The organism is Peribacillus sp. NPDC096448, from assembly GCF_044762675.1.
GTDB lineage: Bacteria > Bacillota > Bacilli > Bacillales > DSM-1321 > Peribacillus > Peribacillus frigoritolerans_B.
Window position 1 is genome coordinate 230,662 of record NZ_JBIWEU010000010.1, and the last position, 13,579, is coordinate 244,240.

General features: G+C 38.7%; 10 protein-coding genes and 1 pseudogene. 3 read left to right on the forward strand and 8 right to left on the reverse strand.

Annotation, left to right across the window (positions count from 1 at the left end; genetic code table 11):
- Nucleotides 1–8: 8 nt before the first annotated feature.
- Nucleotides 9–1,259, reverse strand: a complete 1,251-nt coding sequence (locus ACIQ0C_RS18130) for a Ger(x)C family spore germination protein (protein ID WP_403062453.1) — start codon at nucleotides 1,257–1,259, stop codon at nucleotides 9–11.
- Entirely contained in the window at nucleotides 1,256–2,848 is a 1,593-nt protein-coding gene (locus tag ACIQ0C_RS18135) for a spore germination protein (RefSeq protein ID WP_403062456.1), read from the reverse strand. Before ACIQ0C_RS18135 ends, ACIQ0C_RS18130 begins: the two co-directional genes overlap by 4 nt.
- A 368-nt stretch (nucleotides 2,849–3,216) precedes the next feature.
- Between ACIQ0C_RS18135 and ACIQ0C_RS18140 the strand changes: the two genes are divergently transcribed.
- On the forward strand, nucleotides 3,217–5,283 hold the full coding sequence (locus ACIQ0C_RS18140; protein WP_403062459.1) for a Na+/H+ antiporter: 2,067 nt from the start codon (nucleotides 3,217–3,219) through the stop codon (nucleotides 5,281–5,283).
- A gap of 385 nt (nucleotides 5,284–5,668) precedes the next feature.
- Here the strand turns inward: ACIQ0C_RS18140 and ACIQ0C_RS18145 are convergent, their stop codons facing one another.
- The 6 genes from ACIQ0C_RS18145 to ACIQ0C_RS18170 form a co-directional block, all read right to left on the reverse strand.
- On the reverse strand, nucleotides 5,669–6,058 hold the full coding sequence (locus ACIQ0C_RS18145; RefSeq protein ID WP_403062462.1) for a DUF3021 domain-containing protein: 390 nt from the start codon (nucleotides 6,056–6,058) through the stop codon (nucleotides 5,669–5,671).
- Nucleotides 6,055–6,366, reverse strand: coding sequence for a LytTR family DNA-binding domain-containing protein (locus ACIQ0C_RS18150; protein ID WP_403062465.1), 312 nt, complete (start codon nucleotides 6,364–6,366; stop codon nucleotides 6,055–6,057). Before ACIQ0C_RS18150 ends, ACIQ0C_RS18145 begins: the two co-directional genes overlap by 4 nt.
- A gap of 331 nt (nucleotides 6,367–6,697) precedes the next feature.
- Nucleotides 6,698–7,183: a PaaI family thioesterase gene (locus ACIQ0C_RS18155; protein WP_403062498.1), complete on the reverse strand. Its 486-nt coding sequence runs from the start codon at nucleotides 7,181–7,183 to the stop codon at nucleotides 6,698–6,700.
- A gap of 314 nt (nucleotides 7,184–7,497) precedes the next feature.
- Complete coding sequence (locus ACIQ0C_RS18160) at nucleotides 7,498–9,288, reverse strand: glycosyltransferase family protein (RefSeq protein WP_403062468.1); 1,791 nt, start codon at nucleotides 9,286–9,288, stop codon at nucleotides 7,498–7,500.
- Nucleotides 9,289–9,325: 37 nt separating this feature from the next.
- On the reverse strand, nucleotides 9,326–9,649 hold the full coding sequence (locus tag ACIQ0C_RS18165) for a hypothetical protein (protein WP_403062471.1): 324 nt from the start codon (nucleotides 9,647–9,649) through the stop codon (nucleotides 9,326–9,328).
- Nucleotides 9,650–9,669: 20 nt separating this feature from the next.
- Nucleotides 9,670–10,854, reverse strand: coding sequence for a glycosyltransferase family 4 protein (locus tag ACIQ0C_RS18170; RefSeq protein ID WP_402837093.1), 1,185 nt, complete (start codon nucleotides 10,852–10,854; stop codon nucleotides 9,670–9,672).
- 472 nt (nucleotides 10,855–11,326) lie between these two features.
- Between ACIQ0C_RS18170 and ACIQ0C_RS18175 the strand changes: the two genes are divergently transcribed.
- Together ACIQ0C_RS18175 and ACIQ0C_RS18180 are read left to right on the forward strand one after the other, a co-directional pair.
- Nucleotides 11,327–12,163, forward strand: coding sequence for an RMD1 family protein (locus ACIQ0C_RS18175; RefSeq protein WP_402837095.1), 837 nt, complete (start codon nucleotides 11,327–11,329; stop codon nucleotides 12,161–12,163).
- Between the two features lie 346 nt (nucleotides 12,164–12,509).
- Nucleotides 12,510–13,579, forward strand: a pseudogene (locus ACIQ0C_RS18180) (IS1182 family transposase); the annotation flags it as partial.

Here is a 13,579-nt window from a genome sequence, read left to right on the forward strand (position 1 = left end):
CCCCCATCTCACTTGTCCTTCACCTCTTTCTCAGACAAACCTGCCGGTCTGTTTATATAGCCCTGTCTTCGAATATGGGCCGCAACATCGATTTCCACTTCCATTTCCGCGAATATCTCATCCCAGTGGTTTTCGACCTTATTAAACTGTTTAGGATATTTCCGATAGAAATCTTTACCTAACCCTAAAATGTCCGCTTTCTTATCCTGAGTATTCAGAAAAGCCATCTCGATGCGTTTTTCTATATCTTTTTGATAGGCTCGTTCTGCAGCTTTTAGAGACTTAGGATTTGAAAGGTTTAAATTCGTTCCATTTTGTATAACAGATCCATCTGTATTTACCTTCACTAATAATTTCCATTTCCCGTTGATAATTTGCGGAATGATCTTGACTTTGGCTGACACTGGACTTAAAGATATCTTCCCTTTTACCCCTTTGGGTTTTATGGTCACGGTGTATGATTCCACTTCATCCCTTAACCACAATAGCCCTCTTGTTTCTTTTTCCGTCATCATCCCAGTCATTTTATCTTTTTTGAACACGGCTGTCCCGACAATGTAAGGAATTCCCTGTAATTTCGTTTGCCCTTTCCCTGGTGGTAAAATTTCAACGAATGGAAGTGCGGCCGCTTGAGGTATACCCGTTAACATTTCATCTAAATCCTGCATTGTGACCAGCATCCCGATATGTAAATCAGATAGTTCTCTAAGCACTTCCCCTGAATAGTTTTCCAGGGGTGGCAAAGATTCAAGGATAGGCTTTGCTTTCCCTTTGCTGACATACATATTAGCTTTCTCTCTTGGCTGTGGATGGCGCAGCAAAAAATCCAGCTGCTCTTGAATTCCTTCCTTCGCTAACTTTTCACCGAATACAAATATCTTGCAATGTCCCCAAAATACTTTTCGCGGAAGCTTGCTTTGAAGCTTGGACAATGCATCTGAAATATTGGAGCCTTTTTCATATCTCACCAATGTCGTAACAGCACCCCCTCCTTGACTGCTCCCTCCTCCTTGTCCGCCGCCTCCACTACTTATTGAACTTGGAATAAAAACCTGGACGGATAGTTCGATGTGATCATCATCCTTCTTATCGATGGCGGCTGCTGTGACAATCGCCAAATCAGTGATTTCCACTCGATCCCAACAACCGCTTAGAAAAGGGGTTGTTCCACAAATACCAAGCAAAAGAAGGACGCTTTTCATGAAATGACGCCTCTTTACTTTCTCCAATATCTTTGTTAGCCTCCAACCATTATTCACTCCGTTTCACTTCCCCTTTTTGGATTTGGTCCCTGTTCCGGAGGTTGACGGTATACATTAGAATCCCCTGTGAGGCGCGGGCGTGTAGTCATCCTCCACCAAGGAGCTCTCCACAGCACATCTTTCAGCTCTTGACCTTTTAACGGTGCCAGTGGCGTTAAGTAGGGAACACCGAAGGAACGCAAGCTGCATAAGTGAATGACTATGGCAATGATCCCCATCATGATGCCAAGCAGTCCTAATGTACCGGCAAGCAGCATCATTGGAAAACGCAGCATCCGGAAAGCAATTCCGGCAATATAACGAGGCATCATAAAAGAAGCGATTCCCGTAATTGCAACTACAATGACCATTGGCGCTGAAACCAACCCCGCTTGTACGGAAGCTTGACCAATCACTAGCGCTCCAACAATGCTGACGGCAGAACCTACCTGCTTCGGCAATCGAACCCCTGCCTCTCTTAGTGCCTCAAAGGTAATTTCCATAGCCAATGCCTCTACTATTGCAGGAAAAGGGACCGATTCCCGGGATGCCGCGCTGCTTAGCAGGAGTGCGGTTGGGACAGCCTCATGATGAAACGTCAAAATAGCAACATAAAGGGATGGAAGCAATAGGGATAATCCCATAAAAAAATAACGTAACCAACGGATAAAAGTGCCTGCCATAAAACGTTGCGCATAATCCTCTTGTGATTGAATCAAAGAAAAGAAGGATATTGGTGCAATTAATGTAAAAGGGGTTCCTTCTACAAGAATGACAGCGCGTCCCTCGAGCAAGCAAGAACAGGCTACATCCGGCCGTTCTGTCGTCATGATCTGAGGGAAAGGTGAAAACGGATTGTCCTCGATCATTTCCTCGATGTACTCGCTTTCTAAAATACCGTCTATTTTAATTCGTTCCAACCGAGTTGTAATCTCTTCAATCAGTGTTTTATCCGCAATTCCATCAATATAAGCAATCGAAACATTCGTCCTGGTATAAGTTCCGATCTTCATCGATTGTATTTTAAGTGCTGGACTTTTAATAATACGTCGCAATTGGGATGTATTTACCTCTAGAGATTCAATAAATCCCTCTCGTGACCCCCTGACTCCCCCCTCTGCCATTGGTTCTTCAATCGCCCGCTTTTCCCATTTGGACAATCCTAAAGAAAATCCATCGCTTTCCCCTTCATATAGAAGGATCGGGTTTCCAGAGGAAATCGATTCAATGCAATCCGCCAACATATTCACTTTCACCACTTTAGGAACGGGCAATTTATGTTCAATAAAATCATTTAATGGTTGTGGCTCCTTGGGTGACTCCTGCATGAGTGGAGATAGCACATATTGCTCTATCGCCTCGATGTCTGAGAGTCCCGCAATGTAAATAAGCATCGCCCGCGTTTTTCCGAAAAGTAAGAACGAGCGGAACATGACATCCGAGCAATTATCATAAACAGAACGAAGTGTTTCTACATTTTGACTGAAATTCGCATCAAGTACATCTGCAGGCTTAGAATCTTGGTAATTATTTTGTATACTGGATTTTTTTTCTTTCGTTTTTCTTAACAATTTGCCCACATTACGAATCAAGCTGAATACCCCCATTTTTTTTGCAGGTCACTCTAACTCCATTTTTCTATGTTTCTTCATTAAGGGTATTTTATACAGAAAATCCTGTGCCCGGCATGAACTAATTTTCATGGAAAAGCAGTGTCATAAGTTGATTTTGAATAAACCGTAAACTCTTGTGATATCCTGTTTGTAATTAATAACTAAGGGGTATATCAAAAACCGGGGCTATTTATTAGTCGAAAATGCTGTCTCTGGCTAAGCATTGTTTATTGAACAAGATACACAGGACCATAAAGTAGGGGTTATTTTTTAAAGGATGGATATTGCTCTTATATATCTCTGTTTTTTTTAAAAGTTTCATGGGCAATCAGACTAAAACATTAGAAGATAAGGGAGATTCTATGTCATTCTTAATCACATTGCTCGGATTATTGGTGTCCACAATAATCGCTACAATATTAAATGCTATATGGCCTCGTATCCCACTTCCGATATATCAGATCTCCATGGGAGCAGTGTTTTCATTATTACCATTTCAATTATCATTTGATTTTCATTCAGAATTATTTATGATCTGTGTCATTGCTCCGCTGCTCTTTACAGAAGGAAAAAATACGTCCCGTAAAGAAATGCTTGAATTGCGTAAGCCTATTCTGTTATTAGCCTTTGGGTTAGTATTTGTGACGGTTTTTGCAGGAGGCTTTTTCATCCACTGGTTAATACCCGGTATGCCGATGGCTGTGGCTTTTGCTTTAGCAGCTACCATTACCCCTACGGATGCGGTAGCGGTACAATCGATTACAAAAGGATTGAAATTGCCTGGAAACATGATGCCCATCCTTGAAGGTGAATCACTTTTCAATGATGCTGCTGGAATCGTCGCTTTTAAAGTTGCCCTGGGAGCTGCCTTAACTGGAGTGTTTTCCATAAAAGATGCTTCGCTTAATTTTATATTTGTAGCTTTAGGCGGTATCTTTATAGGTATCGTATTGGGCTATTTAATCGTTAAATTACGATTATTTTTACGGGTTCATGGACTTGAAGAAATCCCTATGTCTATTGTCATTGAACTAATTACGCCTTTTGCCATATATATGGTAGCTGAAGAATTCCATGTTTCCGGAATCTTGGCAGTGGTTGCTGCAGGTGTAATTCATGGCATCGAGCGGGATCGCCTTCAGAGTTCCACAACTAAATTGCAAATTGTATCAACTAATACATGGTCTGTATTAGGTTATGTCTTGAATGGACTTGTATTTGCTTTGTTAGGATTCATGTTGCCCAGTGTTTATCAGGAAATTGAGTCCAACTTAAATAGGGGCATTCTTTTTGGGATAAGTGTCTTGATCGTTCTTTTATTATTGGTGATCCGTTTTATTTGGGTATACATTCTGCATGATACTTTTACGAAAAATAGAGTGAATCCATTAGAGCAATTCATTATGTCCAGGGTTCATCCAGAAGATGGAAATGACACCGATGAGGAGAATGTTTCAAGATCACGATTTGCATTTTTGACATCCGTTTGCGGCATTCATGGAACCATTACATTAGCTACAGCGTTATCCATACCATATTTTATGCCGGATGACACTTTATTCCCGATGCGTAATACAGTCTTGTTTATCGCAGCTTGCGTTATATTGTTAAGCGTCACCTTGGCTACCGTTCTCTTGCCATTACTGGTAAAGACACCGATTGAATTCAAAGATGAGCGCCTAACCTCTGAGGAGGCTTATAAAATTGTTTTAAATAAAACGATCAATCATCTGAGCAAAGAAGCAACCATCGATAATCAGAAAGCGGTCCATCAAGTAATGGAAGATTTAAATGAACAACTGATAGATTTGGAACGGGGAATAACGAATAGACCGGATAATCGGACAATACGCGATTTAGTTGAGCTTGGAGCCAATAAGGAATTGGAAGTCGTTTCTGGATTAGTCGAAAAAGGGATTATAACTGAAACAGCCTTTGAACTATATAAAGTGTATATTTCAAGAACCTTAAATTATATGCAAAAATCTTCGCTGAAAAGGGCTTGGGTCAATTTGCAGGCCATTCTTTTCAAGAAAAAGATCAATGTCAAATGGGATAAGAAATGGGAAGCGAAATTAGAGGACTCCATCGTTAAAAATGCGGACCTGATCAGGGAGTTCCGTAAAGCACAAAAAGAAGCTTCAAAGGAAGCCATTTCATTGATCAAACAACAAACCACACCTGAAAACCGCCATGAAGTCATGCTTGTCATCCAAAGATACAATCGTTATTTGAATCCGTTCGGAACATTAAGTGAAAAAGATGCAAAACGCTTTGAAGAGATGGTGAGTCAATTTCAGTTGAATGCGATGCAAATCGAACGTGATATCATTCAGCAAATGGTTGAAGCTGAGCAAATATCCATACAAACAGCAACTGAGCTTAGACAAAACTTAATCTATGATGAAATGATAATGATACAAAATTGATAAAATATAAAGAGACACCGATACAACAGGAAGCGGTGTCTCTTTATTACATTCCAAAGTAGGGATGAATACCGCAGGAAAAATGAAATGACAGCAGATATAGGGATTTCATGAAATAACCAGAGGACCTTGGTAAATTTGGTACAGGATTTCATGGAAATAATCCCATTATTCTTTTTTGTGTTCTTGTTCGTTCACAATGGAAAGTTAATCGTTTTGCAGCTTTAACTGTTGTTTCATTTGAACATACTGCAGTTGATGCAAGCATCATGGGGGGGTATATGAAAATGCCTTTCCTGACGGTTTATTATTTTCTTGGGTTCAGATTTACACCGCTCTAACTAATCGATCCGCCCTCAATCCCTTCTTTTATCAATTCCTTCATTCAATATTTTACTTGGAAGCGAAAGTAGAGATAGAATATGGTCCAGATGATCATATAGAATGGTATGAAAATCCCAATTCCTATAGCTAATCCCTTTAAGCTGAACGGAATCCAACCAACAAAGAAAGATAATAGGAAGTAAAGAATGCTGACAGTCAGGCAGTGCAGAATGGTTTGAGATAGCAAGCTCCATGTTTCATTTTCAAAGAAGATTGTTGCCGTGCTGAAGAACCAGCCACATAATATGCAGCCTAGCACGTTTTTTACAAATATTTCACTGTCCAATGCAGGAACCTCCCCAAAAACGATCACTCCAAAACATGTCAGCACCATCACGAGTGCCCCAAAGGAAATCCCAACAAAGCTGCGGAATAATAGTGTTTTCATCATAATCCCTTCCTTTTCCATTGAAATGCTTTCTTGATTCCTGGAACATAGTGCCGGGAAACATATTCTTTTTCCCCTGATCGGAAATACACACATAAGGTCCCGTTGAAAGATGCCTCGAATCTGCTTAACTCATCCAAATTGGCAATCACTGACTTGGACAATCGCACGAATTGATCACCGGGAAGGTCCCTTTCCAGTTCATATAACCTTTCTTTCATTTCGAAAGTACCCTGTTTCGTCCGCACCATTAGGGAATCTTGCTCTGTGAACAAACAGATGATTTCTTCTGCCCGGAAGACATGCTGCATTTCTTCTTTTTTGCCGACAAAATACGGTCTTTTCCTCTCAGCGCTCCATCAGTTCCTGCACTTCTTCATTCCATTCGTGATTGCGGATAAGCACCTCTATCGCCTTGATCTCCTCACCTATCTCTACGTTTATTTTCATTCTTCGACCTCCCTTTGCTTATAATATTAATATCTTGATATTTCGCTTGTGATTTCCAGCTACATGCCACTTTATTGCTATAACATGCTTGTAATGGATGCTCAGATACACTAAATAACCGTCCAAATAATTGGACGGCCCTTTGATAAAAAAATCTAATTTTGATTTCGAATGCGTTTACATTAATTAAGATCACTCTTTACTTGTAAAAGTACTTGGCATCACCACAGCGATTACCTCTCCACGGGCGCAAAGTTTATCAAGTGCAAATACCTCTGTTTCGATTCTCCATTTCTTAGGATGAATTTCATGAATCGTCCCAACGGCTATTAATGGCACATCATTTGGGGTCGGCTTTACAAACTCCACATTCAGTGACGCAGTCACGAACCTGGGTGGCTCCACTCCATCTCCAACTTCATGACCATTTTTACGGTGTAAAGCCAATGCAGCAGAACCTGTTCCGTGACAATCAATTAAAGAGGCAATCAAGCCGCCATAAATAAATCCTGGAATTGCGATATGCTCTGGGCGTGGTGTATAAATTGTCCTTGTTTGCTCGTCATGCCAACCCGTTCGAAAATGATGACCATCTTTGTTCAAGCGACCGCATCCATAACACCATGCAAATGCATCTGGATAATCATCTTGAATTGCTTTTAGCACATTCTCCTCCATCATCTCTCCCCCTTTTTCAGAATATTATAACACCATTAAAGGATAAGGGGTCTATTTGGATAAATGCTGAAAGGTTAGTTTTTGTAATTCCATGATTCTTTATTGAGCTTACTGGCAAGTTTTAATTTTCATAGAATAGTAACCTGACGCAGCTTTAATCGTCAACACACATAAAAAGTTACAGGAATCCCTGCTTCTTTACTCGATATAATCGACAAAGACCCCTGTAAGCGAGCAGCATTCAGGAGCCTTCCTTTGACTAATAATGTCTTCCATTGCATTGTCCACTGTTCTGTTGCAGGCTTACCTTCTTATTAAAAGTTAAGCCTTTTTCTTAAATCCCAATACTTGAATGTCATTTTACCCATTTTCGATTTCGAAAGTGAATCATATTTACGTCCAAGTGCTTGGTTTTGTTTTTCTAGCTTAGTAATTTGTTTAAGTTGAACTGTGTTCAGTCTTTTTAATTGCTTTACTTCTTTAGCTAATTCTTTATTTTTCCCTTTCATATCATATTTTTCTTTATCAACAATTGCCCGTTCTTTCATTGAAATTTCCACATCTTTTGGTTTTAATTTAGGATTTCCATAAGTTTCAAATCCTATCATTTTTAAATATGGCATGTTATTTTGAAAATTTTGTTCAAAGTTTCCATAACTTTTATGGATGTGGAGAAATGTATAACATCCAGCTTTTTCTGCTGAAATGATTTGACCATACCCAGACAGTTTAAACAGCTTTTCGACTCGTTTCATTTCTTCAGGTATGTTTTTGACAATATAGGTGAAAACTTCGTCAACATTAAACTCCGCAGGCAATATTTTCACTTTTTTTAATGATGCATGCTTAATCAGTTCATCAAAGTCATCTTCATCAATATAAAACGTATTCGTGCTTTGATTTACATAATCTGTAATACGCTTGCTCCATAATGGTCCTTGCAGTTTCTTTATTGCTTCCGAAAATAAAAACTGCCTGCTAACTTGATACATTCGTTGTGACGCAAACTCATATATGTCCTTATTGCATAATGCTAATTTGACAGCGTCACGGAAATCCTTCTCTGTAACAGCATATAACGGGTAATCTTCGCCAAAAAGCTTCATATGCATTTCGGTTGGGTTCATTATTACAGCCTTCCTTAAAATCCCATACTCCAATAGCTTTGTAGACAGTTCCAGACTGCTGTCCATTTCCTCACTTCTCCAGGTTATCCCAATATCACTGTTCACGATTAATTGTTGGGCATTCTCCCTTGTCAATGCCCCGTACCATGTAAGCCCATCTGTATTTTTAAGGAGGTATGCCGCTTCTTCCTTAAACTGAGAATCATCTTTAACCCATTTGAATTTATCCCCCGCCACATCAAGTGATAGATTCGGAATCTCTCGTTTTAATTCTTTAAAAGCAGTAATAATGGGAATGGTCTTCCAATCCGGGTCGAATTTCCCTGTATATACAAGTTTGTTTCTTAATCGGGTATGCCCTTCCGCTGATTCAACGTTTGGTATCATCGGGGTAAGCAGGGAAACTTTATTTTCTTCTTTATTCAAATTAAGAATCTCAATGACAAATTGGCACATCTCTTCTGTTTGACATAAGAAATACGCACACTGATCATATATATTTTTGATGCTCTCAAATTTTTCTTCCTTAACATCCTGACCTATGTGAGTCAATCCTGTAGCATAAACTAATGTATTCTTTATGATATGCTTATGCTTTGCTATTTTTTCAACAGTCTCAATGCTTCTAACAAATAGCCAATCATATTCCTTTTGACTCCAATAATGAGAAATGAGCATTTCAGCTATATCGAAATCAATAACACCTTTTTTTACCCATTCATCATCCGCGACATTAAAAAAAGGATCAACAAAAGGATTGAGAATGGTTATATTATCAAATTTCTCAAGAGGCTGAATTAAGATATCACGTTTGACCGGGCTAGCTAAAAGTAAGTCAACTTCGATGTTAGAATCTAACGCAATGGTCGATGCCAAGGAAGATAAAAATACTGCAGATCCATCCATTGAATTCATGTCAATAAAGCCAAATAGAAGTACCTTCATTTTTCTGTTTTCAACTAGTTCATGTGAATTCAAAGTTTTCACTCCAATGACTGAAATCTGATATGAATTTTTATTTTTTTATTTGTTCTTTAATAGATGATTTAAGCGCAAGATATTTTAACGTGAATTTCCCTGCATACGTAACGTTGAATTTGTGTTCTAACAACTTAAGTCTTCGTATTTCTTGATTAAGCTTAATATTTTCCTTTTGGGCCATCTTACTTTTTTCTAATTCTTCTCGCAGCATATTATTTTCTTTTGTAACTTTCTCAATGATTTTTTGTTTTTCCATGCCATTGCCCTCTATGAGCTCCAATGTCATGGACATCATGTCTTTCATTTGTAATTCGAGTTCCTCATACATGGTTTTCCAATATTCGTTTCGTTCGTCCATATTGAAAAAACTCCCCTCCATTAACCTTGGATGATCTCCAATTCTCTTTTTATAACAACATCCACAGCGCATTTTTCCCGGATCGACTGAGAAGCTTGTTTTGACACTCTTAGAAATACGTCCGAGTTGTAATATAAGCGCTCTATTGCATCGGCAATTTCGATAGGAGACTCAGGTTTTGTTAGAAGGCCAGACACGTCATGTTTAACGAATTCCGGGATTGCCGTAATATCTGTTGAAATCGGCACTAGCCCACTCGACATTGCCTCGCACATAGAAACCCCTTGAGAATCCAAACGGGTCGGGCAAAGGAAAATCCCATACTCCTTATGTAATGCAGCGATTTTCTCCTGAGATAGGAAACCTTTATGAATCGTTACATTCTCAAAATCCCGGATTGGCTCAACGGTTTGATCGAACAATTTTCCATCACCATAAAATGCAAATTCCAACTTATCGAAGTATGGCCTCTTCGATAGTTCCAGCACTGCTTTCACCGATAGATCATTGGCGTATTTTCGTGAAGCGTATGGCCTGATTGAAAGGACTTTTGTCCGCATTTCAACTGGCTTTTCAATAAAGGTAAACAGATTGTCATCTATTACATTAGGAATGATTACTGAATTTTTCGATTCTGCTCTTGCATCACATTCCGCTATATGCTCTTTGAACCATTTGGATATATGAACAAAGGTTGTATCCAATTCATTCGTTTGATAAAACCAATTCATAAAAGAAAGCTGTGCTACATAATAGTCGTCCGACATTTCAAGTATCTTCCTCAAGCTTTCAGGGCTTTCAAGAAAATTAAACCATCTTCTATGCCATGCCTCCGTTTCAAATCCATGTATCCAGGTAATAATCGGTAAATCTGTGTTCGTTTCTTTTATCGCTTGTACCATTTTTGGATTAACAAAATGAATCAGCGCTTTTTTATGTACTTTATGATTTAAGAAAATGCGCAGATGCTGTTCAGTTCCTCGATAAACAGGCACATCTTCATACGTATAATTTTCTGCTTTTTTATAGGCAGGATGCAAAACAAAGACATCAACCTTCAAACCCTCATCCAGATAAGCCTTGACTCTTCGGTGGATAAACCCATTCCGATATAACTGATCTTCATGTGGATAAGCATTCGTAATGATCACATATCTATCTTTTTCACTAAATGTAAGCTCATATAGATTTATAGATTCCTCCATTTTTGTTCACTCCTACTATTCAGTCATCTTCAATCAGCCTGCTACTTATCTGTAAATGAAGGATTATTAAAAGACCATTTTCCAACCACTTTTAAAACCGTCAATCGATTATAACAAACATGTATTACTGAATATTGACATCAATATGAGAATTCTGTAAATAAAAGTAAAGTTTTCATGAACTTTTATATGTTTTTGTAAAGTTTCAGTAAGCATAAACAAGCAAAATATAGAAGGACGAACCTTATCGGAATCGCCCTCTTACATATAAACCATTTTAAATCTATTAATAGGACGTGGGAGTGTAGAGCCCCAAAGCTTAGACTTGATTATTCTTATATCCTTAATGGAGTTTATTGGTTTAGTTACCAGTCAGTTGACTTTTTTCTACCTTCAAGAATTATTCAAGCATGTTTTTGTAAGAATAGAATAGAATCGAAAAAAGACCAATTTGCTGAAGAGAGTGATATAGATGGGACCAATTACCTTTAAAGCATGTGCAATCACTAATGAAATTGATTTGAACAAAATCGCCGTTCATTGCGGCATCCCAAAAAAATTCACCTGGGAAGAGCCTTTAATCCTTAAAGGCGATATTCTAAGTTCCATCCTTAATAAAAATGTGGACGAATCGCAGCAGGTGCTGGTTTTTTCCTTTGGCAGCATTGTCTTCATCAATTACTCGCACGAAGATGAGATTAAGGCATTTTCCTCCTTTATCCATTCTTTCGAGCCGGACATTGATCTCATCAATGTAGATAGATATACGGACGATTACAGCCTTCACTTCAGTGAAACTGAAAACATCAATTTAACGGACGAATATGTAGTTGTTCCTAAATATGAATTTTTCTACCCTGAATTAATTTCCACCATTCTCGCAAAATCGGTGGCACTTGAAAAAACTGAGGAACAACTCGGAAAAATCCACGACAAGCTCGAAGCCATGATTGACCGACTGGAAAAAGGCAAGCTGAGAATCGGCAACAAGGAACTGGCGAGGACGACGGCAAAAATCGTACGTCACGAGTACAATACCCTAGCGTATATCATGATTCTGGATAAACCTGATATCACATGGACAAGCAGCATTGCCGGCGAATTTTATGACAGGATGCTTGAATTTTTTGAATTGAATGATCGGTATAAAATCCTGAAAAGTAAAACTGAAATTTTATATAACATTATGGATGGGTTTTCTAACATCAGCCATTCGATCAGGGGACTATTCGTTGAATGGATCATTGTAATTCTCATTGTCTTTGAGATTCTTTTGACGCTTTTAGAAATCGCAGGATGGATACCATGAATTCTGAATCATATCGTAAGGAATACCTTCCAAAAAAATAAGCATCGTTTAGATGCTTATTTCAGACTGTAGACAAACTCGATGAAAATCGAGTTTGTCTACAGTTTTTTTGGGCTTGTACAAATTTTGACGTTGATTTCCACTTCAGGCACTCGCTTTCCGCGGACGGTCCGGGAGCCTCCTCGGCGCACTTGCGCCTGTGGGGTCTCCCTTGGACTCGCTATTCCCGCAGGAGTCTCGCACCTTCCGTTCCAATCAACTATGTTTAAAATTTCAGATAGAACTCCTTTTTGCCTACAGTCTTTTTTGTTTTAAAATAGAACTATTAAAACTTGAGGTGATGAGGATGCTTTCGAAACATAATTCTAATCAGCGAGATCAACTTGAAATAATTTAGATCAACTGGTGCCGGCGAATCATTTGGTTCGTAAAATGGAGGCTTCCATTGACTTCACTTTCATTTATGACTTGGTGATAGATATGTATTCAGAGGTAGGACGCCCAAGTATTGATCCAGTTATCTTAGTTAAACTGACATTCATTCAATATACCTTCGGTATTCGTTCCATGCGAAAACGATTGAAGAAGTTGAAACAAATATGGCTTACCGTTGGTTCTTAGGCTATGGTTTCCATGATAAAGTACCTCATTTCTCAACGTTCGGGAAAAATTATGAGCGACGCTTTAAAGATACAGACCTGTTTGAACAGATTTTCTATCGCATCTTAATGACAGCTGCTGAAAGAAAGTTAATAAGTGCTAAACACATATTTGACGATTCCACACATGTGAAAGCCAATGCGAATAAGCGTAAATTTGAAAAGAAAATCGTACGCAAAGAAACACGAGCATATCAAGGACGTCTTCAAGATGAAATAAATCAAGATCGTGAAAACCATGGAAAGAAGCCTTTTCCACCAGATAAATTTGATAAGGAAGAAACCAAAGCGATTAAAGAAAGTACTACGGATCCTGAGAGTGGCTACTATGTGAAAGATGAACGAACAAAACAGTTTGCCTATTCATTCCATGCGGTCGCAGACCGCAACGGTTTTGTATTGGGAACGATTGTAACACCTGGTAATACACATGACAGTCATATTTTGGAGCCACTTGTTGAGCAAGTGATTGAGAAAGTTGGAAAACCAGAAGCAGTTGCCGCAGATGCAGCTTATAAAACACCAGCGATTACAAGCTACCTATTTAACAAAGAAATCACACCTGCTTTACCCTATACACGTCCTCGTACAAATGAAAAAGATTCTTTCGCAAACATGACTATGTTTACGATGAACACTTTGATTGTTATCTTTGCCCTTCAGGAGAAACTTTAAAGTACTCAACAACAAATAAAGAGGGCTATCGCGAGTACAAATCGCCAAAACAAATTTGTGCAACATGCTCATTTTTATCACG

Bases quoted from the DNA above. Each gene is read 5' to 3' on its own strand.
- ACIQ0C_RS18175 (WP_402837095.1), top strand. From the start codon at position 11,327: ATGGGACCAATTACCTTTAAAGCATGTGCAATCACTAATGAAATTGAT.
- ACIQ0C_RS18165 (WP_403062471.1), bottom strand. From the start codon at position 9,649: ATGGACGAACGAAACGAATATTGGAAAACCATGTATGAGGAACTCGAA.
- ACIQ0C_RS18145 (WP_403062462.1), bottom strand. From the start codon at position 6,058: ATGATGAAAACACTATTATTCCGCAGCTTTGTTGGGATTTCCTTTGGG.
- ACIQ0C_RS18170 (WP_402837093.1), bottom strand. From the start codon at position 10,854: ATGGAGGAATCTATAAATCTATATGAGCTTACATTTAGTGAAAAAGAT.
- ACIQ0C_RS18150 (WP_403062465.1), bottom strand. From the start codon at position 6,366: ATGCAGCATGTCTTCCGGGCAGAAGAAATCATCTGTTTGTTCACAGAG.
- ACIQ0C_RS18140 (WP_403062459.1), top strand. From the start codon at position 3,217: ATGTCATTCTTAATCACATTGCTCGGATTATTGGTGTCCACAATAATC.
- ACIQ0C_RS18155 (WP_403062498.1), bottom strand. From the start codon at position 7,183: ATGGAGGAGAATGTGCTAAAAGCAATTCAAGATGATTATCCAGATGCA.
- ACIQ0C_RS18135 (WP_403062456.1), bottom strand. From the start codon at position 2,848: ATGGGGGTATTCAGCTTGATTCGTAATGTGGGCAAATTGTTAAGAAAA.